The sequence below is a fragment of the Duganella sp. GW821-FHT07F09 genome (assembly GCF_059418705.1).
Genome location: NZ_JBWKQJ010000003.1, coordinates 185,320 through 210,299 on the forward strand (window position 1 = coordinate 185,320; position 24,980 = coordinate 210,299).

Consider the following 24,980-nt stretch of genomic DNA (forward strand, 5'->3'; position numbering starts at 1 on the left):
TCCTTTTCAAGGGCGGTTGGCGGAGGGGGCGGCGACGGCGGGCTGCGTGCCGCGCGGCAGACCCAGGCGGTCGATCATGCGCACGATGGCGGCCATCTGCGGCGCGCCCTTGGCGAAGAACGGCGGCTGCTTGGGATCGTAGGGCGGCGTGTTGGTGGCCGTCGAATAGCCCCAGAAGTCCCAGCAGCCCTTCGGGTTGGCCGGTATCCCGGCCGAGGCCACCGCCTGCGGGTACAGGATGATGAGGCGGTTGGTGTCGGCGAACTGGTTGTAGCCGGTGCCGCCGTGGTAGCGGTTGCCGATCTTGCTGGCACCCTGTTCGCAGCCATGCAGGGCGACGTGCACCGCGCATGACTCGCGCTTGCACACGTCGGGCACGTAGACGTAGGCCACGTTGTCCATGCTGGCCCGCTTGCTGTCGATGAAGTCGCTCTGCGAGAAGGCGGTCAGGCGGCCCGCCGGCGTGGCCTCGTTGGCCGCCCGGGTGCCCGCCCCGTACAGGTGGCGCAGCAGTTCGTGGGCCTGGACGAAGCCGCAGTTGTTGATGTACGGCGCGCTGGTCTGCGCGCAGGGCACGTCGCTGTCGACTTTCGTGACGATCGCATGCCCGGCCGGGCTGCTCTTGTTGTACAGGATGCGCGCCGCCGGCACGCCCGCCTTCAGGTAGTATTTTTCCACGGCGTCGACGACGATGGTCTTGACCGTGCGGTCGCCGCTGCCGCTGAACGCGTAGAGCCGCTGCCTGCCGATATGGGAGACCGGGTCGATCAAGCCCTCCTCGGCGAACTGGTTGGCGTGGATCCACGAGACGCCGGCGTCGGGCCCGGCCGCCGCTATCGGCGGTGTCATGCAGGTGGTGGTGGCGTTGGCCATCAGGCTTTGCGACGGGTAGGTGCCGGCGCAGTAGTAGGGGCCGCCGGCGATGACGCCGACGCCGACGAAGCGCGACGAGTACGCCGTGGCCAGCTGGGCGGCCATGAAGGCGCCGGAGGACAGCCCGGATACCGTGGTGCGGGTCAGGTCGGCGCCGAGGGCGGGCAGGGAGGCTGGTTCGGCCAGCGCGAGCCGGCAGGCGCCGGCCAGCAGGGCGGCGGGGATATGGCGTGTCATGATCTACCTTTCAGGAGTGGGTCGGACGTAACGCAGGCCGAAGGCGCTGCCGTTCAACTATAGGGAGCGCGCGGCGCCCGGGCATGGCCATTGCTGACCATGCGCCACGGGAAAGGCATCAAGGCGGATCAAGGCAGATACTGGTCGCCGGTGCGCGCCGCCGCCTCGTACACCAGCGGCAGTTCGAAGCCCCTGGCGCGCATGGCGGCGCCGTTCATCGTGACGATGAACTGGCGCGACGCCATCACCGGCGGCATGGCCGGCGGGCCTTCCCCGAGCGCGAGGCGCAGCGCCATGCGGCCGGCGAGCTCGCCCTGTTCATACGGCGAACTGCCGATCGCCAGCATGCCGCCGTCCTCGATGTAGAAGCCGTTGAACGAGACCACCGGCGCCGCCGAGTGGGCCTCGGTCCAGGCCACCACCTCGGGCGCCGGCACCAGCGCGGGCAGGCGCGCGTCGGCCGCGCGGCGCAGGCGGCGGTAACCGCTCACCAGCACGACGTCGTGGCTGGCGGACAACGCCAGCACCCCGGCCTGCCATTCGGCCCAGGTGTCGACCTGCAGCACGGTGCCCAATTCCAGCGGCCCCCAGGCGTAGCGCCGGACCTGGCCGGCGTCGCCGCCGACGGTCTCGGAGCGGTCGCCGATGAAGGCGACCCGTATCGGCCGCGACAAGGCCTTGAAGCCGCCGGCGCTGCGCAGGGCTTCGCGCATGGCGGCCAGCGGAATGCGTTCGAGCACGCCGGTGACGTTGGCCGCGCGCGCGTAGCCATAGTCGGCGGCGTCGCGGTTGACGCCGGCGAACACGATCTTGATGTGCGGATCGTTGGCGTAGTGGCGCGCCACATACTCCTGGGCGTCGTCGTCGATGGCGATCACCACGTCCGGCCGGGCGGTGTCGATGACGTTGCGCGCGGCGACGCCGGCGCTGGCCTTGAACGCGGCCGACGGATGGCGCTTGGTGTCCATGTAGTACCAGCGCACCTGGTACAGGTACTTGCGGTCCAGTACGCGGTCGAGGCCGACGTTGATGTCGCGCACCCAGGCGTACTCCGGATCGTAGCTGTGCAGTACCAGGATGCTCGGCTTGCTGGCGTTGTACCAGCCGAACAGCAGCAGCGCGCCGCACATGAACAGGCCGGGCAGGGTTTTTTCGAGGCGGCCCATCAGCGTATCCCCAGCATTTTCCAGTAGGGGAAGGCGGCGTACACGGCCAGCAGGCGCACCAGGTTCAGCATGGCGTTGAGCAGCAGGAAGCGGGTTTCGTCGTACAGCGGCGCGGCGCGGTTCATCTGCCGCATCGGCAGGTAGTAGCTGCACTGGTAGGGCAGCCACCAGATCTCGGAGAACACCAGGATGATGAAGCCGACCAGCCATTCGTTCACGCCGTTGACCTGCGCCAACGGCATCAGGATGGCGGCCAGGATCACCGTGGTGGCGTTGCTCGGCGCGGCCAATCGGATCAGGTTGACGACGGCGTACAGCGCCAGCACGAACAGGGCGAAGTGGTCGCGCATGGCGGCGCCCAGGTTGGGCAGGCGCGATGCGAGCGCCCGGTCCAGCCCCAGGTGGTCGAAGGCGGCGACGATGCCGGTGACGCCGCTCAGGTACAGCAGGAAGGTCCAGTCGACCTTTTGCTGCAGTTCCTTTTTGTCCAGGGTGCCGTACAGCAGCAGCCCGAACAGCATGGCAAAGCCCAACCACGGCGCTTGCACCTTGTGTAGCGAGCCGGTGACGATGCCGGCCGCCATGAAGGCGACGCCGGCCAGCGCGGCCCGCTCGCGCCCGGTCAGGGCGCCGAGCAGCGCGCACTGCCGGTCGAGCCGTGACCGGGACAGATGGGGCTGCTCCGCGTTGCGCCAGCCCAGGGCGATGACCACCGCCTGCGCCGCCAGCAGCACGCCGCCCGTCGCCAGCGCCGCCCGCAGCCAGGCCATCCACTGGAAGTGGTCCTGTCCCTGCGGCGAGAGCAGCCCGAAGACGGCGAAGTTGACCGACTTGCTGGTGATGAAGATGGCCGAGAACAGCGTGCCGCCGCCGAAGCAACTGAGCGCCAGCCGGCCCGCGGCCGGGCCTGGCGCGCGCAGTCGCAGGTTGTCGACCATGTCGGCATAGAACGGCGCCAGCAGGGCGATGCGGCCGTTGGCGGTGGGGATGATCGGCGTCAGCAACAACCCGGTGGCGAACAGGCCGGCGTTGTGCCAGCCCTGGCGGTTGGGCAGGCGCCGCAACAGCAGCAGCATGACGCGGTAGCCCAGGCCCGAGCTGACCACCACGGTGCCCAGCGCCAGTGTGCTGAGCGCCATCATGAAACCGTCCGAGGCGAAGCCGGACAGGATCACCGGCACCGGCACCAGGCCGGTCAGCAAGGTCGCCAGCAGCGCGAACAGCGCCGGGATGTAGTCGTCGACGAGGCTGAAGATCCACATCGCTATCGTCGCCGAGAAGATTGCCAGGAAGATCACGCCGCCACGGCCGACGCCGAGGCCGTCGCCGAAGGCCAGGGTCAGCAGCGGCAGCGTGATCACCAGCAGCCAGCCGGGCGCCACGTGGCGTGGGCGCGCGGCGGCCGGCGCCGGCGCCGACGAACAACGCGGCTGGCGCGCCAGCGTTTCGCCGGCCAGGTGGCTGGCCAGCGACAGCAGCAGGTCGGTGCGCAGCGCCGGATTGGCCTGGGCCAGCGCCTGCATCGCCGCGCGCGGCAGGCACAGCACGGTGGTGTCCGCCGTCGCCACGGCGCCGGTCAGGTAGGCGTGGGCGTCCGACGCCGCCTCCTCGCCGAAGCGCCCGGCGCGCACCGGGCTGCGCCTGCCCAGCGGCGAGACCAGGGTGACGGCGCCGTCGAGCAGCAGGTAGAAGCAGTCGGCGGCGTCGCCGGCCGCGTAGATCGGTCCGCCGGCGACGAATTGGCGCCGCCGCGCCTGCGCCAGCAGGCGTGCCAGGCTGGGGCGGCTGGCACGGCCGAGCAGGGCGTCGTCCAGCAGGTGCGCGGCGGTGTCCATGCTGGCGCGGGCATCGGATTCGGGGGATCGCATCGGCCTACTCCTTGTGCTTGTCGGCGCCCGCCGACGGATCGCCCGACGGCGCCGCGTTGAACCACTTGAGCACCACCAGTACGGCCGAAAAGACCGATACCGCCAGGCCGATGGTGGCCTTGAGCTGTTCCAGCAGTGCGCGCGAGAACAAGGGCTTGTCGCGGTCGATGAAGCGGCGCGTGCCCTCCGACGGCGCCGAGCCGCCGGCCGACAGGATGGCCTGTTCGTCGAGGCGCATCGGCAGGCGCGCCGCCAGCGCCGGGCCGTACAGCGTCTCCAGCAACTTGACGATGGCGCCGGCGTCGACGTGGCGGTTGGCCACCAGGCGCAGCTTGATGCCGACGGTCTTGATGGCGCGCGGCGGAACCGGTGGCGCCCCGCTGTACGTGTAGGCGCCGATCTCGGCCTCGGTGGCCCAGGTGTGGCGCAGCGCGAAGGCTGGCGCGAACGGCACCTCCAGCAACCGGTAGCCCTGCTCGTTGACGAGGTAATTGACCACGTCGGACGGCGCGAAGGAGGTGATGACGATGGCGTCGGGCAGGCGTTCGCCGCGCTGCTCGAGCAGCTGTTCGGTGGCGATGTTCGATTCGATGTAGTCGATCCCGGCGCGCAGGCCGGCGAAGGCCAGGATCTGGTGGGCGATCAGGCGGGTGCCGCCCTTGCGGGTGTTGAGGTTGACGCGGCGGCCACGCAGCGCGGTGATGCCGTCGATGCCGGGGCGCGCCAGGAAGTGCAGCAGCTCCGGCGCCACGGTGGCCACCTGCACCACGTTCTGGTCGGGCTGATCGAGGCCGCCCTGGATGAAGGCCAGATCGAGCTTGTTGGCCGCCACCAGCGCCAGCGCCTCCTGCGAGCCGCCGGTCGGGCGCAGCGCGAGCCGCACGCCGTTGCCGGCCGCCGCCTCCTGCAGCGCCCGGGCGAGGAAGTGGCGGTTGCCGGTGAGGTCGCCGCCGGAGATGGTCAGCGCGTAGTCGTGCGGCAGCAGCGCCAGCAGCGAGGCGCCCGCCAGGGCGGCCAGCGCCAGCATGCCGGCCGCCGCCAGCGCGCGCGCCGCGCGGCCGTGTTGACGCCAGCGGCGCGCCAGCGGCGCCAAGGTGGGAAGGTGGGGCATGGTGGCTTTCCGTCGAGGTCGGTCAGCAAACGGCGACCAGGCCGAAGCCGGACACCAGCGCCTGGCCGGCGCCGCCGCGGGCGAAGCGCACGAAGGCGTCGCGCTCGCCGCCGGGTTCGCCGTGCAGCAGCAGGTGGAAGCCGTGCGTGTACGGGTAACGTCCGGACAGCACGGTGGCGGCGGTGGCCGGCACGCCGTCGACCGACAGTAGCGTCACCGGCTCGCGCCCGGCGCGCGCGTGGCCGGCCAGATAGCCGATGGCTCCCGGATCGGCTGCCACCGCCGCCGCCAGCGCGGCCGCGCCGGCAAGCTCGCGCGCCTCCGGCGAGAAGTCGGCGCCGTCCAGCAGCAGCTGTTCGGTCGACTGGCGGGCGGGCGCGCCGCGCGGATGGGCGTACACCGTCACCGGCCGGTCCGGCCCGCCGAGCACGCGCCAGTTGGCGATGGCGCCGGTGAGCAGTCCGCGCACCTGGGCGCGCGTCAGGTTGGTCAGCGGCAGGGTGCGGTGGGCGATGATGCCGATGTCGTCGCGGGCGATCAGGTGCTGGCGGGCGCCGGGTCCGTCCTCGGCGTCGGAGAGCGCGCGGGTCATCGCCGCCACGTCGATGGCCCGCCGGCTGGCGGCGATGTAGGCCGGCAGCGAGCCGCCGCGTTCGACGATGACGTCGAGCGCCCGGCGCTCGCGCAGGAAGGCTTGCACCAGCGCCCTGACCAGCGGCAGCATGGCGTCGGCGCCGCTGATCAGCAGCGAGTGGCGCGCCATGCCGCCGTTGGGCGCGCACGCAGCGCCGGCCAGCGCGCCGGCCAGCACGGCGCAGGCGTCGCGCCTATTCACGCGGTTCTCCCGGCGCGGCCGGCGCGCCGGCGCCGATGGCGTAGGCGATGAAGCGCGCCGCCGCCGGCGCCGGCGGGCCTAGCGTGACCAGCATCATCGGCGCGTGCAAGGGGTAGCGTTGCGGCGACAGGCCGGCCGCGATGCCGTCGACGCGCAGCGTTTTCACCGGGGCCGCCAGCACGGCAGCCTCGGGCATGAAACTGATGGCGAACGGCCGCAGCGCCACGCGCGCCAGCCGCGCGGCCGCGTCCAGCACCAGGCACGAGGGCGTGTAGGTGTCGTCCGCGCCCAGCACCTGCTGGCGCCAGCTGATCGAGACGCCGCCGGTGGGCGGGCCGACCAGCACCTCGATCGGCGCGTCGGGCCCGCCCAAGGCGCGCCAATTGTCCGTGCGTCCCGTGAAAATATTGCACAGCTGGCGCAAGGTCAGGGTCCCGACCGGGTTGCCGGGGTGCGCCACGGGAACGATGGCGTCGCGGCTGAGAACGCTTTCGTGGAAGGCGGGGCCGCGCGCGCCGGCCGTGGCCGACAGCACGTCGGAGCGGGTGGCGCTGGCCATGGCGATGTCGGTCACGCCGTCGAGCAGCGTCTTGTAGCCGCGTGCGGTGCCGCAGCCGCCGTTGATGACGATGCGGGCGTCGTGATCGCGCATGTACGACTCGGCGACGCGCTGCATGCGCGGCTGCAAGGTTGTCGAGCCGGTCAGCTGCAGCGCCGGCGCCGGGCGGGGGGCGGGCGCGCTCATAGGTCGATGATCAAGGCGTCGCCGAACGAGAAGCCGCGCACGCGCTCCGTGTTCAGCGGCAGTTTGACGCCGGTGCGCACCTCGATCTTTTGGCGCAGGCGGCGCACCAGCGTATCGATGCGGTTCTGGTCGTAGCTGAGGTAGTCCTCGCCGAAAGCCTGCACGATGAGCTTGCGCGACACGGCCTCGCCGACCTCGACCACGGTGAACATCTTGATGAAGGTGAACTCCAGGCTGGTCAGCTCGATCACCGCGCCGCCCGGCGTTTCCAGATGCCGGTGGCGCATGCTCAGGCGCCAGCCCGGCGTCAACTGGCGGGCCAGGCTGACGATGCACTCCCGCAATTGCTCCTCGCGGGAGTCGGCGCGACGGCCCGCCTTGGTGGAGTCGGCGTTGAGAATGGTAATGGCGCGGTGGTCGTTAGCCGCCGGCAAGTCCTGCCTCGGCGGCGCGTCGGGGGTTGCTGTCGACGCAATATTTTGTCGTAACTGACGGCAGCAAGCGATCACATCCTTAACTTCGACGACTTTATAGCCGGCATTTTGGAAGATATTCGCCAATTCGTCGGTTGCGTCCGAACTGCGTCCCAGTAAAAGAAGATCGTTCATATTAGCCCAATATTGTTTGTTGCCAACGGATAAATATTAGGCCACGAAAAACATTCTATTCTGACGTTATCTGGCGTCGGGCATTTGCTTACAACACCATCGCAAGAAATAAGAAAAATGCAACACTTTTATTTTAGAACTCGACTCATCCGGATAACGCGGCGGTCAATAAAAGAGGCGGATAGCCATTTTATTAATTTTGATATTTAAAAATTAACAGCTTGGGTGTGGTCAGGTTTTCCCGTGCCATGCCGGCGTGGCTTTTCTTTATTAATTCAAGGAGGCGGCTGGATGCGGGAATCGCGGGGAATATATTGGCGCGGTGGAGTAAGGGGATAGCCGGGTAATTAAAGATCGGTTGCGAAAAATGCCCGCCCGACGATTATCCAGGAGGGAGTCCGGCTTATATCCGGCCCCGGTTATTCAGTATGATACGGCTTCACCGAATGCGCTTGCATGTCGTAGCCGACGGCGTCGAGCAGGCCGGCGGCGCTGTCGGGCGCGCGGTTGCGGGCGGCGCGCAAGGTGCCGCTGACGAAGACGGCGTCCATCATCTTGACGCCGTCGATCGGTTGGCCCGAGAACACGTGGATGACCTGGTTCGCCGGCGGCGGCGGGGCGTGGATGCAGGCGCCGAAGTAGGGCACCAGCAGGAATTCGCGGAACGCCCGGCCCTCGCCGTCGAGCGGGATGACGTAGCCGCCGATGCGCACCCGCGCGCCGTCCATCGAGGGCTCGACCGGCGCGGTGGCCCACGCCTCGCGCAGCTTGGCCAGCGCCGTCATCGCGCGCGGATCGTTGTCCTGCAGGCGCGCGATGTCTTCATTGAAGGTCTTGGCCGGCTCCCAATCGGCCGGAACCAGCGCGAACCACTCGATCTCCTCGAACGGCGCCGTCGCCGGCTTCATGTCGATCGCGTGGGGTGGCGGTGCCTCCTTGGGCGCAACCCGGGCGGCGGCGGGTGCGGCTGGTTTGCCTTCCCCCTTGCAGCCGGTTAGCGCCACGCCGGCGAGCGCCACCATCGCCACGGCCAGCGTCAGGGTCTTGTGTTTGCTCATACCTTCGGCGCCAATCCGTCGATCAGCGAGAGTCGATACGCGCGCACACCCGGCACGATGCTGGCGATCAGGCCCGCGCCGACGACGGCGGCGAGCAGCCATGCTTCGCCCAGGCCGGGGGCGGAAGCGTCGATCGCCAGGCCCCATTTCGCCAACGCCAGCGGCGCCAGCGCGAACGATGCCACCTCCACCAGCGCGAAACCGCCGGCGGCGCCGGCGATGGTCAGGCCGAGGCCTTCGCACACCAGCAGCAAGAAGATTTGCCATGGACGGGCGCCGACCGCGCGCAGGATCGCCAGCTCGCGCCGCCGCTCGCCGAGTCCGGCCAGCACCGCCGCCGCGAGGCCGGCCAGCGCCACCACCAGCACCAGCAACGACACCGCGCGCAAAACGCGTTCGGCGGCGCCGGTGATATCCCACAGCTGTTGCAGCGCCACGCCGGGAATGACCGCCGACAGTGCCTCCTTGTCGTCGGCGCCGAAAATTCGCTGCATGCGCAGGACGGCGGCGCGCTGCTTCAACCCGACCAGCACCGCCGTCGCCTGCTTGGGACGCAGGTCGAACTTGTGCAGTTCCGCGCGTCCGATCGACACGCCCGGCACGTGCGCGCCGCCGTGCCAGTCCAGATGGATCGCCTCCATCGCCTGCAAACCGATGTGCAGTGTGCGGTCGACCGGCGTGCCGCTCGCCGCCAGGATGCCGACCACGGTGAACGGCTTGTCTTCGTGGTCGGCATGTCCGGCATGGCCGGCGCCATGGCTAAGGGTCAGTTCGTCGCCCAAACGGTAGCCGAGGCGGCGCGCGACCTCGGCGCCGATCACCACGTCGAACAGGCCGTTGAAGCGTGTCCCGCTTGAGAACGTCAGCGCTTGCGCGCGGCCATGGCGATAGTGGTCGAAGTAGGCCGTGGTGGTCGCCACCACCGGGAAGCCGCGGTGCGAGTCGCCCAGCGTGAGCGGAATGGTCCAGGCCACCGCCGGGTGCGCGCCGATGCGCTCCACGCTGTCCCACGTCATGCCGGCGTCGGTTTCGCCGATGTGGAACACCGAGTACAGCAGCAATTGCACCGGGTGGCTGCGGGGGCCGACGATCAGGTCGGTGCCCGACAGCGCGGCCGTGAAACTGTCGCGCGCGCCGTGGCGCAGGCGCTCGACGGCCAGCAGCAGGGCCACCGACAGGATGATGGAGCCCAGCGCGAGCAGCAGCGCGTAGCGGCGGCTGCGCGCGCTTTGCCAGGCCAGCGATAGCATCGTCATTCCGTGTTGTCCATTCGGGTGGCGCGGTTCAGGTCCGCCAGCGCGACGCTGCGGTCGAAGCGCTCGGCCAGGCGCAGGTCGTGGCTCACCAGCACCAATGACGACGGCGCGGCGCATTCGGCCAGCAGCAGATCGAGGAAATGGCGCTGGTTGCGCGCGTCGAGGGCGGAGGTCGGTTCGTCGGCGACGATCAGGTCGGGCGCGCCGATCAGGGCGCGGGCGGCGGCCACGCGCTGCTGCTGGCCGACGCTCAGTTCGGCGACAGGCCGCTGGCGCAGCGCCGGATCGATGCCGAGGCGGCCGAGCAGGCGGTCCGCCTCGGCGCGCGGGCTCACGCCGTCTTGCGATGCGCGCCGGCGCCGTTGCGCCGAAAAGCGGCAAGGCAGCAGCACGTTGTCGCGTATCGACAGGTAGGGCAGCAGATTGAACTGCTGGAAGATAATGCCGACGTGGTCGGCGCGGAAGCGATCGCGCGCGCCCGCCGGCAGCGCCGCCACGTCGACGCCGCCGATCCTCACGGCGCCCGCCGCCGGCACGATCACGCCGGCCAGGATGCCGAGCAGCGTGCTCTTGCCGCAACCGCTGGGGCCGTGCAGGAACAGGCGTTCCCCCGGCGCGATCGCGAATCCCGGAATGTCGAGGCAGGCATAGTGTGCGCCGGGCCAGGCGAAGCGCAGGCCATCGAGCGCCACGGCCGGCGGCGCGCCGACTGACGAAACCTCGAGTTCCGGCGTCATCGCCGGTCTTCATGCGCGAGCTTGCCGGCTGCCGCCCGGCGGCAGCAAACCCCGTTGCGCAGATGGGCGGCGCAGAGCAGGATGGCGCCGGCGACGCTGAGCGCGGTCTCGGCCGATTCGCCATAGCGCGGCCCCACCAGGAACACCGCCACCGCCAGGCCGGCGAGGCCCGCGCCGCCCAACAGCAGCACCGGCGCGCGCCGGTGCGCGAGGTAGCCGGGGCCGAGCGACAACAGCGCCGCCACCAATGCCACCCCGATCAGCGCCTTGTGCGTGTGTTCGCCGGCGGCCCATCCCAGTGCCGGCAGCGCGAGCAATAGCAGCGGCATGGCCAGGCAGTGGAGCAGGCACAGTGTGGAGGCGGCGATGCCGGTGGCGTTGGCGATGCCGGCCAGCTTGTTCATCGTTTGCCCCGCCATCAGAAGAAGTAGCGCAGCGACGCTTCGAGCTGGGTGCGCGGCACCGTCGACACCAGCAGGCCGGCGGCGCTGCCGTAGGCGATGTCGCTGGCAAATTCGTGCGGCTGCAAGGTCACCGCCAGCGAGCCCAGAAGCTTGCGGTAGTCGTAGCTGGCCTTCAGGGTGTAGCGCACGTAGGTTGGCATGTCGCGCCGCGCGGAGGGCGTGCCGCTGTAGTACGGGTTGCGGGAGGTCACATAGACGTCGCCGTTGAGGCTCAGGGTGCCCGGACCGACGCGGTCGCGGTACTGGGCGCCGGCCTTCCAGGTGTGGGCCGGCACCGAGAGCAGCGCGCCGCTCCCCGGCGGCGGATTGTCGAGCCGTGCCCGCAGGATGCGGCCGTAGCTCAGGTAGGCGCCGAGCGCGCGGTCGAACCGGTAGCGCGTGTCGAACTCGAATCCTTTGCGCGTGGTCCGGCCGGAGGCCAGGTAGACGTCCGGCGCCGTGTTGATGATCTCGTCGTCGTTCCGGATCGAGTAGACCGAGGCGCCGACGTCCCAACCGGCCGCCGGGCGCGCGTTCACGCCCAGGTCGTGCGAGCGCACCTTGCTGGGGTCGATGTCCGCGTTGATACGGCCGCCGGACGCGCCGAGCGGACCGAGGCTGCCGCTTGAGCTGATCTGCTCGGCGGACGGCGAGCGCAGGCCCTGCGCGACGTTGGCGTACACTTCCAGGTCCGGCAGGGCGTTCCAGACCGCGCCGTATTTGGGCGTGAACGCCGCGCCCCGGTAGCCGGTCGAGGCGGCCGGCAGCTTGCGGTTGAGCAGGTCGTAGTCGAAACGGTCGTAGCGGGCGCCGGCGTGCAGTTTCAGCGAGGGCGCCACGCGGTACTGGCCCTGCACGAAGGCGCCGTACGATTGCAGGTCCAGATCCTGGTTGTTGAGATAGTTGGCGGTCGGCCGGTGGAACTGGTATTGGCGGCGCAGCGCGTCGCCGCGATCGATGCGGGTTTCGGCGCCGGCCGTCAGCACGGCGTCGTCGCCGAAGCGCCAGGTGTTGCCGGCGCGCGCGCCGTAGATCTTGCGCTCGTCGTAGCCGAAGGTGTGCTGGGTGGCGCTGGTGGCGATCGCGCGGCTGCGTTCGAAATCCTCGGCGTAGGCGCTGGCGAACCAGCCGGCGTCGCCGCTCGGGCGGCGGTTGAACACCAGGCTGGTGCGGTGGGCGTCGCCGAAGCCGGGCAGGCCGAATTGCGCGCTGTGCGGATCGAGTCCCGCTTGCAGGGCCGGCAGCGGCAGGTAGCCGGCGCCCGCGTAGTCCGACCTGTAGTGGCTGGCGCGCAGGCTGTAGACGCCGTCGCCGATATTGGTCGACAGCTTCCAGAACACGTTGGCGCGCTCGTTGCGGGCGCCGTGGCGGAAGCCGTCCATGCGGAAGCGGTCGGCCACCAGCAGCGAGCGCACCGCGCCGTAATCGCCCGACAGCGTCAGCGACGCCCGGCGCCCGCCGTAGCTCGACAGCGTGAGGGCGGCGCTGGACGGGGTGGCGGCGCCGCCCTCGCGGGTGTCGATGGCGACCGCGCCGGCGCGGTTCTGATCGCCGTACAGCGCCGACACCGGCCCCTTGATCACGTCGACGGTGGCGATCATGTCCGCCGTCAGCCATTCGAGGAAGACCGGGCCGTGGCCGGCGCCGCCCTGGCTGGACGGGATGTTCTGCGGCACGCCGTCGATGGTGACGGCGGTGTCGGCGCCGTGGGTGCCCTGGGTGGCGAAGCCGCGCATGCGGAAGCCGTTGCCGGTGTCGCCCTGGTCGATGTTGTTGGCGACCACGCCCGGCACGCGCTGGAAGACGTTCGACATATCGCGGCCGACGGCCAATGTGGCGATGTCGTCGGCGGTGATCGTGGTCACCGTGCCGGGCAGGCCGCTGGCGGCGGCGCTAGGCGCCACGCGGCCGTCGTCGGTCTTGCTGCCCTTGATCTCGACGATCTGGTCCGGCGCCCACTCGAGCGGGTCCTCCCCGGCCATGGCGTCGCCCTGCAGCGCGAAGGCGAATAGCACGGCGGGGGAGAGGGCGTGGACGGAGCGTGAAATCATAAGAGTCGGGAATAGGCAGTAAATGCAAGAAGGTTGCAATAATAAACGGCTGCGCCGCATAATGCAATACGGTTGCATTTGCGCCATGCGCGTCGAATTGTGGCCTTATCCCGAATCCGTGCTTACCTTATACGCGGAACGATCATATCGAACTGAAAATCGCTTGGTTCTAAAACGATAGCGCGGCGGATAAGCTGCACCCCGGTTGAGTAAATCGCTCAGCTTTTGCCGGAGATCGTCAGTGACCAAACAGATACGCCTGAACGCATTCAATATGAACTGCGTGGGACACATACACCACGGCCTGTGGAAGCACCCGCGCGACAACTCCGTCGATTACACCAAACCGCAGTACTGGACTGACCTGGCCAAACTGCTTGAGCGCGGCTTGTTCGACAGCGTCTTCCTGGCCGATATCGTTGGCGTCTACGATGTGCTGGGCGGCGGCATAGACGCCACCGCGCGCGAGGCGGTGCAACTGCCAGTCAACGATCCGACGTACGTGGTGCCGATCATGGCGCAGGCCACCGAGCATCTCGGCTTCGGCGTTACCTGCAATTTAAGCTATGAGCACCCCTATCTGTTCGCGCGCCGCATGGCGACGCTCGATCACCTGACCTCCGGCCGGGTGGCCTGGAATATCGTCACCGGTTATCTCGACAGCGCCGCGCGCGGCGTCGGCTTGAAGCAGCTGCAGGACCACGACGACCGGTATGACCGTGGCGACGACTTCCTGGAGGTCTTTTACAAGCTGCTTGAGGGTAGCTGGGAGGACGACGCCGTACTGGCCGACCGTGTGCGCGGCATTTATGCCGACCCGGCCAAGATCCATCGCATCTTCCACGAGGGCCCGTATTACAAGGTGGACGGCGTCTACAACCTCACCGAGCCGTCGCCCCAGCGCACGCCGGTCCTGTTCCAGGCCGGCGCTTCCGAGCGCGGAAATCAGTTCGCGGCCAAACATGCGGAATGCGTGTTCACAGGCGGCCCCGATCGCGCCGGCACCGCCCGCATCGTCGCCAATATCCGCAGCCTGGCGGTGGACGCCGGAAGGCAGGCGGACGATATCAAGGTGTTCTCCAGTCTCACCGTGGTGACCGACCACAGCGAGAAAGCGGCACGCGAGAAGTTCGAAGACTACAAACAGTATGCCAGCGCGCAGGGATCGCTGGCCCATATGGTCAGCGGCATGGGCGTGGACCTGGAAAAGTTCGGCCTGGACGAGGAGATCACGGAGGAAAAGCTGGAGGACCTGTATCCGAACCGCCTGCGCCGCGTGGGCGAGGCGCGCGGCCGCCGCTTCGCCCCAGGCACCACGCGGCGCCAGTTGCTGGCCACGCGCGGCTTCGGGTCGCAGCAGTCGGCCATCGTCGGCACGCCGTCCCAGGTGGCCGATGAAATCGAAAAGCTGGTGCGCGAAACAGACCTCGATGGCTTCAACCTGACACGCACGGTGGCGCCGGAGACCTTCAGCGACTTTGTCGACCTGGTCATCCCCGAGCTTCAGCAGCGCGGCCTGTACAAGACGTCTTACGAGACGGGAACGCTGCGCCAGAAGCTGTTCGGCCGCGACCGCGCGCGCCTGCCCGCCAACCACACCGCCGCCTCGTACCGCCCATGGAAATGACACCCGCATGGCGCCGGGCGCAGGCCGGCCGCGACGACGCATCCTCTTTGCTGGCGATACGTGGACTCGAGGTCTGCTATCCGGGCGGCGCCGCCGTCACCGATTTCAACCTGTCGATCCGCCACAACGAGGTCGTCGCGCTGGTGGGCGAATCCGGTTGCGGCAAATCGACCGTGGCGGCGGCCATCACCCGGCTCTTGCCGGCGAAGGCGCGCACCGCCGGTGAGATTCTCCTGGACGGCACCGACTTGCTGGCGGCGCCCGAATCGGTGCTGCGCGGGGTGCGCGGCAACGACGTCGCGATGATCTTCCAGGACCCGATGACATCGCTCAATCCCGTGCTGAGCATCGGCGTGCAGATCATCGAAGTGCTGCGCCGGCACAAGGGGTTGACAGGGGCGGCGGCGCGCGCCCGCGCCATCGAGCTGCTGGACCTGGTGCGGATCGCCGACCCGCATCGGCGCGTGGACGATTTCCCCCATCACCTGTCGGGCGGACAGCGGCAGCGGGTGATGATCGCGATGGCGGTGGCCTGCGAACCGCGCCTGCTGGTGGCGGACGAACCCACCACCGCGCTCGACGCCACGATCCAGGCGCAGGTGCTGGAGCTCGTGGCCGGATTGCGCGAACAGCTGTCGATGTCGTTGTTGTTGATCACACACGACCTGGGCGTGGTCGGGCAGTGGGCCGACCGCGTGGCGGTGATGCGCGCGGGGCGCAAGGTGGAGGAGGGCACGCGCGACGAGATCTTCTTCTCGCCGCGCCACGCGTATAGCCGGGGACTGCTGGAGGCCACCCTGCACGTGGCGGCGGACAGCCACTACAAGCGCGTCAGGCTGGCCGAAATGCGCAGGGTGGACGATGCGGCTCCGGGGGAGAACGATTTTACCTTCACTCCGGGCAGCGTCCGCGCGCCATTGCACGATTCGCCGGCGGCGGCGCCGGCGGTTCTATCCGTGCGCGATCTGGTCGCGCAGTATTCCACCCGCTACGGCACCATCTCCGCCGTCAAAGGTGTCTCGCTGGCCATCGGGCAAGGTGAAACCCTCGGTCTTGTGGGCGAATCGGGTTGCGGAAAATCGACGCTGAGCAAAACCATCATCGGCCTCAATCCCGTGGTGTCGGGTGAGGTGGTGCTCGACGGCGTCGATATCGCCCGCCTGCGTGGCGGCGCGCTGCGACCGCACCGGGCGAAGGTGCAACTGGTGTTCCAAGATCCCTACGCCTCGCTTAACCCGCGTCTGCGCGTCGGCGACATGCTCGAAGAAGTCCAGCTGGTGCAGGGCCAGCGCGACCGCACCGAGCGGCAGCGCCGCGTGCGCGCCATGCTCGACGCGGTCGGCCTGCCGGCGGACGCCGTGGCGCGTTATCCGCACGAGTTCTCCGGCGGCCAACGCCAGCGCATCGGCATCGCCCGCGCACTGATCCTCCGGCCGAAACTGCTGATCTGCGATGAGCCGGTATCGGCGCTGGACGTGTCGGTGCGGGCGCAGATACTGAACCTGTTCGTCGATCTCAAGCAGGAGTTCGGCCTGTCCTACCTGTTCATCTCGCACGATCTGGCCGTGATCAACTACATGGCCGACCGCGTGATGGTGATGCAAAAGGGCGAGGTGGTAGAAACCGTGGACCGCGACCGCCTGTTCAGCGCCGCCTCGCATCCCTACACCCGCCAGCTGATGGCCGCGACGCCGGCATGGCCCTCGCCACCAGTGCGGACGCACGCGCCGCTGGCGCGCATGGCATGAGGACCGCCCCATGAAAACCTATCTCAAACGCCGGCTGACGCAATTTATCCCCATCATCCTCGGCATCTGCATCCTCAACTTCGCGCTGATCCAGCTCGCTCCGGGCGACCTGGCGGAAGTCGTCGCCGGCGAGTCCGGCCAGGGCGACAACGCCGGCGGCACCGCCGAACAACTGGCGGAGCTGCGCACCTCGTTCGGCCTGGACGCACCGCTGCACATGCAGTTGCTGACCTACCTGAAAAAGCTGCTGATGCTGGACCTGGGCTACTCGCACCGCTACGGCGCGCCGGTGGCGGAGTTGATCGGCGACCGAATCGGCGCCACCGCCTTGCTCGGCCTGAGCGGGCTGGCCGTCGCGCTGGTGGCCGGCGTGACCATAGGCATGCTGTGCGCGCGCCATCGCGGTTCCTGGTTCGACCGCTCGGTGACGGCGCTAATGGCGCTGTGCTACTCGATTCCGATGTTCTGGCTGGCGCTGATGCTGGTGGTGCTGTTCGGCGTCAAGCTGCAAATGTTCCCCATCGGCGGCATGCGGGAGGTGGAGGGCGTCGCGCTCGAGGGCTGGGCGGACGTGCGGGACGTGCTGTGGCATCTGGCGTTACCGATGCTGACCCTCGCCGTGTATTCGTGCGCTGTATACGCGCGCTTCACCCGCGCCTCGATGGTGGACGCGCTGCAGGAGGACTACATCCGCACCGCGCGCTCGAAAGGTCTGTCCGAACGGCTCGTGTACTTCCGCCACGCGCTGCGCAACGCGCTGCTGCCGGTGCTGGCCCTTGCCGGCGCCAGCGTCGGCGAACTGCTTGGCGGCAGCATCGTCATCGAGACGGTGTTTTCTTGGCCCGGTCTGGGCAAGCTGGCCTACGACGCGGTCGGCGCCCGCGACACCAACCTGCTGCTGTCGATACTGTTCCTCAGTTCCCTGGTGGTGATGGCCGTCAGCCTGCTCACCGATCTACTCATGGCGCGGCTCGACCCGCGCATCGAGCTGGCATGAAGAACATGACTTTCCAGGCAAAGATCGGCGTCGCGGTGCTGTTGTCGGTGCTGTTATTCGCCTTGTTCGCGCCGCTGCTGTTCCCGGGCGATCCGCAGGACATGTCGCTGGCCCCTTACCTGTGGCCGGGCGAGGATTGGCGCCATCCGCTCGGCTCGGACCTGATGGGGCGCGACATCGCCGCCGGCCTGGCGCACGGCGCCCGCGTGTCGCTGCTGGTCGGCGCCGCCGCGGGCGCGTTGACGCTGCTGCTTGGCGTCGTCACCGGCACCTTGGCCGGCTACTGCGGCGGCTGGGTCGACAATGTCTTGATGCGCGTGACCGACGTGTTCCAGATCGTGCCGCGCTTCCTGCTGGCGGCGATCATGGTGGCGCTGCTGTCGCCGTCCGTCTGGGTGGTGGTACTGGCGCTGGCCGTGACCTCCTGGACGCATACCGCGCGCGTGGTGCGCGGCGAGGTGCTCGGCCTGCGCAACCGCGAATACGTGCAGGCGGGACTGGCGGCCGGCATGTCGCACCCGCGCATCGTGCTGCGCCACATCCTGCCCAACGCGCTGACGCCGATCATCGTCAGCACCTCGATCGTCGTCGCCGGTTGCATCCTGGCCGAGTCGGGACTGTCGTTCCTCGGCCTGGGGGACCCCAATGCCGTCAGCTGGGGCGCGATGATCGGCACCGGCCGCGAGGCGATCCGCACCGGCTGGTACATGATCGCCATCCCCGGCCTTGCGGTGATGCTCACCGTCTGGTCGCTCAACATCCTGGGCGATTCGCTCAACCAGTACTTCAACCCCAAGCTGCGAGACTGATCATGACCACCCACATCACATCCATCGGCGCCGGCAAGGCGCACATCATCCGCGACGACGCCGAGGCACTGGACGTCGCCCGCGCGCTGGCGGCCGAAGTCGCGCCCGGCGCGGCGCTGCGCGACCGCGAACGGCGCCTGCCCGTGCATGAACTCAAGCGCCTTCGCCAGAGCGGCCTGTGGGGCATCACGGTGCCGAAGGAGTACGGCGGCGCCGGCGTGTCCTACGCCACGCTGGCCGAGGTGTTCGCAGTGTTGTCGGCGGCGGACGGCTCGATAGGGCAGATCCCGCAGAACCATTACTTCATCCTGGAGATCATCCGCCACGAAGGTAGCGACGCGCAAAAGGCGTTCTTCTTCGAACGCGTGCTCGCGGGTGATCATTTTGGCAACGCGCTGGTGGAACCGGACGTGCGCAAGCCCGAGGACCGCAAGGTCAGCCTGACGGCCGATGGCGACGCCTACCGCGTCAGCGTGCGCAAATACTATTCGACCGGCGCGCTGTTCGCCGACTGGGTGCCGATCGCGGTGGCCGACGCAGACAAGCGGCACTTCCTGGCCATCTATCCGCGTGCGGCCGAGGGCATACGCATCGTCGATGACTGGGCCTCGTTCGGCCAGCGCACCACGGCCAGCGGCACGGTGATCGCGGAAAGCGCGCCGCTCAAGGCCGAATGGCTGGTGCCGCACAGCGTGACGCCCGACCATGTCAAACCGGTCGGACCTGTCGGCCAGATTATGCACGCGGCGATCGATACTGGCCTGGCGCGCGCCGCCTTCGAGGCGACGGTGGCCTTTATCCGCCAGCGCAATCCGAAGGCGGACGACGCCCCGGCCGACGCGGTGTGGGAGGAGGACCAGTTGAGCATTCGTGAACTTGGCGAACTGGCCGTGTCGCTGCACGGGACCGAGGCCTTGCTGGAGCGCGCGGGCCGTGCGATCGACCGCGCCTATGCTAGCGGCTTGGCGGACCACTGGACCCGGGCGGCGGTGGCCGTGTCCGAGGTGCGCGCGGCCAGCACCGCCAGCGCTTTGCTGATTACCAATAAGCTGTTCGAACTGGCCGGCACCCGCTCGACGGCGCCCGAGCATGCGCTGGACCGCCTGTGGCGGGACGCCCGCACCCACACGCTGCACGATCCGGTGCGCTGGCGTGTTTTCGACGTCGGCAACTACTACCTGAACGACAAGGCGCCGCTGCGCCGCGCCAAGTACCTGGCCGACGACAAGCCGCCGAAAGCGATGCCCGAAGGTCCGGAGCCGGTCACCGGGGCACCGCCGGTGCCGCGCCTAGCCGCTGGTCTATAAGGAGGCCGCGATGACCAAAACGCCACACCGAAACCCGGTATATGCCGGCATCGCCGACGACCAGCGCCGCCGCCTGCTGCGCTGGGCCGGCGCCGCGTTGGCGGGCGGGCTGCTGCCGGCGGGCGCCCATGCCCATGGCGCGGCAGCCACCGCCTTCATGGCCACCGCAAGCGCCGGCGCGGCGGCTACAATTAAGGATGCGGCGGCCGAAACGCCGGTGCGTGGGGGGACGCTGGTCGGCATCGCCTATCCGGAGCCGCCAACCTTGGCCACGCATCTGAACGGCGCCAATCCGATCTCGCTGATCACTTCCAAAATCTACGACCGCCTGTTCGCCGACGGGAACGCCGGCGAACTTGTGCCGCGCCTGGCGCTGGGCCTCGTCACGTCGGCCGATGGACGTACCGTGACGATCAAGCTGCGCCCCGGCGTGCGCTGGCACGACGGCCACGCCTTCGCCGCCGACGATGTCAAATATTCCATAGAGGAGATATGGCCACGCAGCGTCAGCAACATCTCGGCCGTGATCGAGCGGGTCGACACGCCGGACAGCCTCACGGTTGTACTGCGGCTCAAGCAGCGCTGGCCGGTGTTGACGCGCTATCTGGGCACCAACAGTGGACAGATCCTGCCGCGCCATCTTTACCACGGCAAGGACCTCGCCACCAATCCGTACAACACAAAGCCGGTGGGCACCGGCCCGTTCATGTTCAAGGAGTGGCAGCGCGGCAGCCACATCGTCCTGGAGCGCAATCCCAACTATTACCTGGCCGGCCAGCCTTATCTCGACCGCATCGTCTGGAAGGTCATCAACGATTCGTCGAGCCGGGCGGCCGCGCTGGAGACCGGCGCGGCGCATTTCGCGGTGCGCAATCCCGTCACCTTCAGCGACGCCGCGCGGCTGCGCAAGCTCGATAGCCTGGTGCTGGACACACGCCAGTACGAGCCGACTTCGTTCTGGCTCGAGTTCAACCTGCGCGATCCGATCCTCGGCAGGCAGGCGGTGCGCCATGCGATCGCGCACGCGATCGACCGCGCGGCGCTGGTCAAGACCGTGTGGGGCGGCTATGGGGCGCCGCTCGACGGCCCGGTGCCGTCGGGGATACCCGAGTACCACACCGGCGACCTGCCGCGCTATCCGTTCGATCCGGCGCTGGCCGAAAAACTGCTCGACCAGGCGGGTTATCCGCGCAAGGCCGGCGGCTGGCGCTTCCGGTTGGTGCATGACTTCATTCCGTTCGGCGACGACTACCGCCGCACCGGCGAATTTGTGCGCCAGGCGCTGCGCCGCATCGGCATCGACGCCAGCCTCGGGGCCAAGGACCTGTCGACCTGGTCGCGCGAGGTGTTCACCAACCGCGACTTCCAGTTGATCAGTTCCTGGGGCGGCTGGATACGCGATCCGCAGGCCAGTCTGGAAATCCGCTACGGCAAACGCGGCGACAGGGTTGGCGTCCCCTGGAGCAAGGCGTCCGGCTACAGCAACGCGGAAGTCGACGCGCTGCTCGAACAAAGCCGCTCCGGCGAAAACCCGGCGCAGCGCGTCGTCAACTACAAGCGCCTGCAGCAGATCGTGCAAACCGACTTGCCGGTGCTGCCGCTGCTGGAGGTGAAGTGGTTCTCGATCTATTCCAGCCGCTTGCGCAATGTCGATGAATTCCCCGCGCAGACGCGCAACAACTTCGCCAATGTCTGGCTGACCAAAACATAAGGATGGCAATGAGTCAGGGTATCGATTACGAACGGTTCGACGGTTGCCGGGCTGGCAGGGTGGCCCGTCCATGAGCGCGGCGACCCCGCCTCGACATGTACCACCACAGCATGCTGAAACCATCGATGTACAGGCCATGCCCGAGGTGCTGGGGCGCCTGATGGCGCTCACCGGCCGCTATCCATGGCGCTGCGCGGCGGCGCTGGGTTGTGCGCTCGGCGCCGCCGTCTTCAATCTTGTGATGCCCCGCCTGCTCGGGCAGGCGGTCGACCAGACCGCCCATTTGCTGCCGGGCGGCGGCGCCGCGGCCGCGCCGGTCCAGGACGCGCTCACGCTTACCGCCTTGCTGATCGTCGCCACCTGCGCCGTGCGCGGCGTGCTGGCCGGCTTGCAGGGCTATCTCGGCGAGACGCTGGCGCAGCAGGTCGGCTACGATTTGCGGTTGGCCTACTACGACAAGCTGCAACGGCTCGGCTTCGGCTATCACGACGGCATCCACACGGGCGAGCTCATTTCACGCGGCATGCTCGATCTGGAAGGCGTGCGCGCCTTTCTCGAATTCGGCGTGCTGCGCGTGCTCACGCTGCTGCTGTTGCTGGGTATCGGCTCCTGGCGCCTGCTCAGCGTCGACGTCACGCTTGGCCTGCTGGCGCTGAGTTTCGTGCCCTTCGTGCTGGCCAACTCGGTGACGACCGGCCTGCGCCTGCGCGTGAGCTGGCAGCGGCTGCAAAAGATGATGGCCGAACTGACCCTGCGCATGGAGGAGAACCTGCAAGGCGTGCGGGTGGTGCGCGCCTTCCACTCGGTGCGCGCCGAACTGGCGCGCTTCGACGACATCTCGCGGCGCGCGCTGGTGCTGTCGAATCTGCGCATCACACAGCGCATGCGGTCGATGAGCCTCATGACCCTGGCGTACTACATTTCGATGGGACTGGTGCTGTGGGCCGGCGGCCTGCGGGTGGCGGCCGGCACGTCGACGGTGGGCGAACTGACCGAATTCCTGACCTTTATCACGATTTTGCAGCAGCCGTTGCGGCAGATCGGCATGATCGTCAACGCCAGCGCGCGCGCCACCAGCTCCGGCGCCCGACTGTTCGACGTGCTTGACGCGGTGCCCGGCATTCACGACGCCTCCAGCGCGGCACAACTGACACGCGATGGCGCCGGCGTCTTGCGTTTCGAACGGGTCGGCTTTAGTTATGGACACGGCGCCACGGAGCGGCCGGTCCTGGCGGACATCAGCTTCGAGCTGGCGCCCGGCCAGGTGCTGGGCGTGGTCGGCGCGCCCGGCAGCGGCAAATCGACGCTGGCGCATCTGATACCCCGCTTCTACGACGTCTCGAGCGGCCGCATAACGCTGGACGGCGTGGACGTGCGCGACATCGCCCTGGCATCGTTGCGGCGCGCGGTCGCCGTCGTCCAGCAGGAGAATTTTTTGTTCAATACGTCGGTGCACCACAACGTCGCCTACGCGGCGCCCGACGCTGCCGCACCGGCGGTGAAGTCGGCTGCCGCCGTCGCGGGTATCCACGACCATGTCGAGCAGCTTCCGGCAAAGTACGACACGGAGGTGGGGGAGCGCGGCGTGGCCCTGTCCGGCGGTCAGCGCCAGCGCATGACGATCGCGCGCGCGCTGGTCGAGCGGCCCTCGATTCTTGTGCTGGACGACTCGACGGCGGCGATCGATGCCGTCACGGAGCAGCAAGTCCGGCAGTCGCTGCGCGCGTCCATGCGGGACGCGGCGACCATCATCATCGCCCACCGGCTTAGTTCCCTGCGCCACGCGGATCACATCATCGTGCTGGAACAGGGCCGCATCGTGGAACGCGGCGGGCACGAGGAGTTGCTGGATCTGGGCGGACGCTATGCGGAGTTGTGGCGCCTTCAGCACCGCGCAGCCAGGTCGGAGAGCACAGGCGGCGTCGTAAGTCAGACCGCCGATGAACAGGAACAGGAGTTGCAATCTTGAGTACCGGCCGATCAGATGCCGTCGAGGCGCTACTGCGCGATCGCGGCGAACAGGTTTTCCTGCGTTTCGATCGCAGCGTAACCGCGCGCATGTGGCGCTTCATGCGGCCGCACCGGCTTGCCGCCGCCGGCGTGCTGGCGACGGTGGCGCTTTACACGCTGGTGCAGGTGGCGATACCGGTGGCGGTGCGCCACGCGGTGGACAGCGCGCTGGGTCGCTCGCCATTCAGTTTTACGGCGGTGCTGGCGTTGTTCGCGGTCCTGATCGGGTTGAACGCCGGCTTGACGTTTCTGCAGGAGTGGGTGGCGGCGCGCCTGGCGCAAACAGTGATCTTCGACCTGCGGCGCGCCATGTTCGAGCATTTGCAGCGCCTGTCGTTGTCGATCATGGACAGAACCCAGGTTGGACGGTTGATGTCGCGTCTTCAGGGCGACGTCAACGCGCTGCAGGAATTCATGGAGACATCCGTGTCGGCGTTGAGCGATCTTTTCCTGCTGATCGGGATCATCGCGCTGCTGCTGACGATGGATGTGAAACTCGGCCTGTTGACCCTGTGCGTGTTGCCGGCGTTGCTGTTGATACGGCTGGTGTGGCTGCCGTGGGCGCGGATAGCTTTCACGCGAGCGCGGGAAGCTTCGTCGAGTGTGAACGCGGCGCTGGCGGAAAACATCAACGGCATCCGCACGGTGCAGGAGAACCGCCGCGAACAGGTCAACTTCGGCCGCTTCGAGCTGCGCGCGCGTGAAAACCTGGCCGCGCAAGTCGACTCGTCGCGCGCCTCGCAGGTGATGGTGCCGACGGTCGACGTGCTTACCGGCGTGGCGATGGCCATCGTTGTGGTGGTCGGCGGGCGCGCCGTGGTGGCGGGGGAGCTGGACGTCGGGGTCATCGTGGCCTTCATCTTCTGCGTGCAGCGTTTTTTCGATCCGATCCGTACGCTGACCATGCAGTACACGGTCATGCAGCGCGCCATGGCGTCGGGCCAGCGCATTTTCGAGGTGCTCGACGTGCCGGTGACGCTGGAGGACCGTCCCGGTGCCCGGCCGATGTCGTCGGCGCCACCGTCCATCGTCTTCGACAAGGTCGATTTCGGCTATCGCCCGGGACAGCCGGTGCTGCACGATCTGAGCCTGCGCATCGAGCCTTATCAAACCGTCGCGCTGGTGGGCGCCACCGGCTCCGGCAAAACCAGCATTGCCGCGCTGGTGCACCGGTTTTACGATGTGTGGGGCGGATCGGTCACCGTGGCGGGCGACGATGTGCGCGATTTGTCGCTGGAGTCGCTGGGGCAGGGCGTGGGTATGGTGCTCCAGGAGCCGTTCCTGTTCAGCGGCACGGTGGAGGAGAACGTGCGCTACGGCGTGCGCGACGCCACCCGCGAGCAGATCGTGGCCGCCTGCAAAGCCGTACACGCGCACGAATTCATCGTCGCGCTGGCGCAGGGGTACGACACGCCGCTGGGCCAGCGCGGGCGCAACCTGTCGGTTGGCCAGCGCCAGTTGCTAAGCTTTGCGCGGGCTTTGTTGGCGTCGCCGAAGATACTGATCCTGGACGAGGCCACGGCCAATATCGACAGCTTTACCGAATTGAAAATCCAGAGCGCGCTGGAACTGCTGCGCAAGGGGCGCACGACGATCATTATTGCCCACCGCCTTGCCACCGTGCGCGACGCCGACCAGATTGTCGTGCTGCGGCATGGCCGGATCGCCGAACAGGGCGACCACCGGCAGCTTATGGCCCATAACGGCCTGTATGCGGCGCTGCACGCGAGCAGCAGCGCCTCTTTCGACGACCTTCCAACCACCTGAATCAGGAACAGCAGAA

The 24,980-nt window shown here is 68.3% G+C and carries 20 protein-coding genes; 8 read left to right on the plus strand and 12 right to left on the minus strand.

Going from position 1 to position 24,980, the window contains the following annotated elements; translation table 11 throughout:
* Window positions 1-6: 6 nt before the first annotated feature.
* The 12 genes from AC07P1_RS09430 to AC07P1_RS09485 form a co-directional block, all read right to left on the minus strand.
* On the minus strand, window positions 7-1,110 hold the full coding sequence (locus AC07P1_RS09430) for an extracellular catalytic domain type 2 short-chain-length polyhydroxyalkanoate depolymerase (RefSeq protein WP_494695539.1): 1,104 nt from the start codon (window positions 1,108-1,110) through the stop codon (window positions 7-9).
* Window positions 1,111-1,238: 128 nt separating this feature from the next.
* The gene (locus tag AC07P1_RS09435; protein ID WP_494695540.1) at window positions 1,239-2,276 is read right to left on the minus strand and encodes an ABC transporter substrate-binding protein; all 1,038 of its coding nucleotides are present in this window, start codon (window positions 2,274-2,276) and stop codon (window positions 1,239-1,241) included.
* Window positions 2,276-4,144, minus strand: a complete 1,869-nt coding sequence (locus tag AC07P1_RS09440) for an SLC13 family permease (RefSeq protein ID WP_494695541.1) — start codon at window positions 4,142-4,144, stop codon at window positions 2,276-2,278. Before AC07P1_RS09440 ends, AC07P1_RS09435 begins: the two co-directional genes overlap by 1 nt.
* 4 nt (window positions 4,145-4,148) lie before the next feature.
* Window positions 4,149-5,255 (minus strand): TAXI family TRAP transporter solute-binding subunit, encoded by a 1,107-nt coding sequence (locus AC07P1_RS09445; RefSeq protein ID WP_494695542.1) that lies wholly within the window; start codon window positions 5,253-5,255, stop codon window positions 4,149-4,151.
* Between the two features lie 22 nt (window positions 5,256-5,277).
* On the minus strand, window positions 5,278-6,090 hold the full coding sequence (locus AC07P1_RS09450; RefSeq protein WP_494695543.1) for a substrate-binding domain-containing protein: 813 nt from the start codon (window positions 6,088-6,090) through the stop codon (window positions 5,278-5,280).
* Entirely contained in the window at window positions 6,083-6,835 is a 753-nt protein-coding gene (locus tag AC07P1_RS09455; protein ID WP_494695544.1) for a substrate-binding domain-containing protein, read from the minus strand. The genes AC07P1_RS09450 and AC07P1_RS09455 overlap by 8 nt, the downstream gene beginning before the upstream one ends.
* Window positions 6,832-7,269, minus strand: coding sequence for a helix-turn-helix domain-containing protein (locus tag AC07P1_RS09460; RefSeq protein ID WP_494695545.1), 438 nt, complete (start codon window positions 7,267-7,269; stop codon window positions 6,832-6,834). Before AC07P1_RS09460 ends, AC07P1_RS09455 begins: the two co-directional genes overlap by 4 nt.
* A gap of 593 nt (window positions 7,270-7,862) precedes the next feature.
* Complete coding sequence (locus AC07P1_RS09465; RefSeq protein WP_494695546.1) at window positions 7,863-8,501, minus strand: DUF3299 domain-containing protein; 639 nt, start codon at window positions 8,499-8,501, stop codon at window positions 7,863-7,865.
* Window positions 8,498-9,757, minus strand: a complete 1,260-nt coding sequence (locus tag AC07P1_RS09470; RefSeq protein WP_494695547.1) for an ABC transporter permease — start codon at window positions 9,755-9,757, stop codon at window positions 8,498-8,500. The genes AC07P1_RS09465 and AC07P1_RS09470 overlap by 4 nt, the downstream gene beginning before the upstream one ends.
* The gene (locus tag AC07P1_RS09475; protein ID WP_494695548.1) at window positions 9,754-10,494 is read right to left on the minus strand and encodes an ABC transporter ATP-binding protein; all 741 of its coding nucleotides are present in this window, start codon (window positions 10,492-10,494) and stop codon (window positions 9,754-9,756) included. The genes AC07P1_RS09470 and AC07P1_RS09475 overlap by 4 nt, the downstream gene beginning before the upstream one ends.
* On the minus strand, window positions 10,491-10,913 hold the full coding sequence (locus AC07P1_RS09480; RefSeq protein ID WP_494695549.1) for a MerC domain-containing protein: 423 nt from the start codon (window positions 10,911-10,913) through the stop codon (window positions 10,491-10,493). Before AC07P1_RS09480 ends, AC07P1_RS09475 begins: the two co-directional genes overlap by 4 nt.
* A complete protein-coding gene (locus tag AC07P1_RS09485; protein WP_494695550.1) occupies window positions 10,913-12,988 on the minus strand; it encodes a TonB-dependent receptor in 2,076 nt (691 codons plus the stop codon). The genes AC07P1_RS09480 and AC07P1_RS09485 overlap by 1 nt, the downstream gene beginning before the upstream one ends.
* 241 nt (window positions 12,989-13,229) lie before the next feature.
* Between AC07P1_RS09485 and AC07P1_RS09490 the strand changes: the two genes are divergently transcribed.
* From AC07P1_RS09490 to AC07P1_RS09525, 8 genes are all read left to right on the plus strand, one after another.
* The gene (locus AC07P1_RS09490; protein ID WP_494695551.1) at window positions 13,230-14,615 is read left to right on the plus strand and encodes an LLM class flavin-dependent oxidoreductase; all 1,386 of its coding nucleotides are present in this window, start codon (window positions 13,230-13,232) and stop codon (window positions 14,613-14,615) included.
* Complete coding sequence (locus AC07P1_RS09495) at window positions 14,606-16,363, plus strand: ABC transporter ATP-binding protein (protein WP_494695552.1); 1,758 nt, start codon at window positions 14,606-14,608, stop codon at window positions 16,361-16,363. Before AC07P1_RS09490 ends, AC07P1_RS09495 begins: the two co-directional genes overlap by 10 nt.
* Before the next feature lie 10 nt (window positions 16,364-16,373).
* On the plus strand, window positions 16,374-17,360 hold the full coding sequence (locus AC07P1_RS09500) for an ABC transporter permease (protein ID WP_494695553.1): 987 nt from the start codon (window positions 16,374-16,376) through the stop codon (window positions 17,358-17,360).
* The gene (locus tag AC07P1_RS09505) at window positions 17,357-18,169 is read left to right on the plus strand and encodes an ABC transporter permease (RefSeq protein WP_494695554.1); all 813 of its coding nucleotides are present in this window, start codon (window positions 17,357-17,359) and stop codon (window positions 18,167-18,169) included. Before AC07P1_RS09500 ends, AC07P1_RS09505 begins: the two co-directional genes overlap by 4 nt.
* Window positions 18,170-18,171: 2 nt before the next feature.
* A complete protein-coding gene (locus AC07P1_RS09510) occupies window positions 18,172-19,476 on the plus strand; it encodes an SfnB family sulfur acquisition oxidoreductase (protein ID WP_494695555.1) in 1,305 nt (434 codons plus the stop codon).
* A gap of 10 nt (window positions 19,477-19,486) precedes the next feature.
* Complete coding sequence (locus tag AC07P1_RS09515) at window positions 19,487-21,187, plus strand: ABC transporter substrate-binding protein (RefSeq protein WP_494695556.1); 1,701 nt, start codon at window positions 19,487-19,489, stop codon at window positions 21,185-21,187.
* A 70-nt stretch (window positions 21,188-21,257) separates the two neighbouring features.
* Window positions 21,258-23,156: an ABC transporter ATP-binding protein gene (locus AC07P1_RS09520; RefSeq protein WP_494695557.1), complete on the plus strand. Its 1,899-nt coding sequence runs from the start codon at window positions 21,258-21,260 to the stop codon at window positions 23,154-23,156.
* Window positions 23,153-24,964, plus strand: a complete 1,812-nt coding sequence (locus tag AC07P1_RS09525; RefSeq protein WP_494695558.1) for an ABC transporter ATP-binding protein — start codon at window positions 23,153-23,155, stop codon at window positions 24,962-24,964. Before AC07P1_RS09520 ends, AC07P1_RS09525 begins: the two co-directional genes overlap by 4 nt.
* Window positions 24,965-24,980: the final 16 nt, after the last annotated feature.

Excerpts from the sequence above, each read along its gene's own strand:
- AC07P1_RS09430 (WP_494695539.1), bottom strand. The coding sequence starts at position 1,110 with ATGACACGCCATATCCCCGCCGCCCTGCTGGCCGGCGCCTGCCGGCTC.
- AC07P1_RS09435 (WP_494695540.1), bottom strand. The coding sequence starts at position 2,276 with ATGGGCCGCCTCGAAAAAACCCTGCCCGGCCTGTTCATGTGCGGCGCG.
- AC07P1_RS09440 (WP_494695541.1), bottom strand. The coding sequence starts at position 4,144 with ATGCGATCCCCCGAATCCGATGCCCGCGCCAGCATGGACACCGCCGCG.
- AC07P1_RS09445 (WP_494695542.1), bottom strand. The coding sequence starts at position 5,255 with ATGCCCCACCTTCCCACCTTGGCGCCGCTGGCGCGCCGCTGGCGTCAA.
- AC07P1_RS09455 (WP_494695544.1), bottom strand. The coding sequence starts at position 6,835 with ATGAGCGCGCCCGCCCCCCGCCCGGCGCCGGCGCTGCAGCTGACCGGC.
- AC07P1_RS09465 (WP_494695546.1), bottom strand. The coding sequence starts at position 8,501 with ATGAGCAAACACAAGACCCTGACGCTGGCCGTGGCGATGGTGGCGCTC.
- AC07P1_RS09470 (WP_494695547.1), bottom strand. The coding sequence starts at position 9,757 with ATGACGATGCTATCGCTGGCCTGGCAAAGCGCGCGCAGCCGCCGCTAC.
- AC07P1_RS09475 (WP_494695548.1), bottom strand. The coding sequence starts at position 10,494 with ATGACGCCGGAACTCGAGGTTTCGTCAGTCGGCGCGCCGCCGGCCGTG.
- AC07P1_RS09480 (WP_494695549.1), bottom strand. The coding sequence starts at position 10,913 with ATGGCGGGGCAAACGATGAACAAGCTGGCCGGCATCGCCAACGCCACC.
- AC07P1_RS09485 (WP_494695550.1), bottom strand. The coding sequence starts at position 12,988 with ATGATTTCACGCTCCGTCCACGCCCTCTCCCCCGCCGTGCTATTCGCC.
- AC07P1_RS09495 (WP_494695552.1), top strand. The coding sequence starts at position 14,606 with ATGGAAATGACACCCGCATGGCGCCGGGCGCAGGCCGGCCGCGACGAC.
- AC07P1_RS09500 (WP_494695553.1), top strand. The coding sequence starts at position 16,374 with ATGAAAACCTATCTCAAACGCCGGCTGACGCAATTTATCCCCATCATC.
- AC07P1_RS09505 (WP_494695554.1), top strand. The coding sequence starts at position 17,357 with ATGAAGAACATGACTTTCCAGGCAAAGATCGGCGTCGCGGTGCTGTTG.
- AC07P1_RS09510 (WP_494695555.1), top strand. The coding sequence starts at position 18,172 with ATGACCACCCACATCACATCCATCGGCGCCGGCAAGGCGCACATCATC.
- AC07P1_RS09515 (WP_494695556.1), top strand. The coding sequence starts at position 19,487 with ATGACCAAAACGCCACACCGAAACCCGGTATATGCCGGCATCGCCGAC.
- AC07P1_RS09520 (WP_494695557.1), top strand. The coding sequence starts at position 21,258 with ATGAGCGCGGCGACCCCGCCTCGACATGTACCACCACAGCATGCTGAA.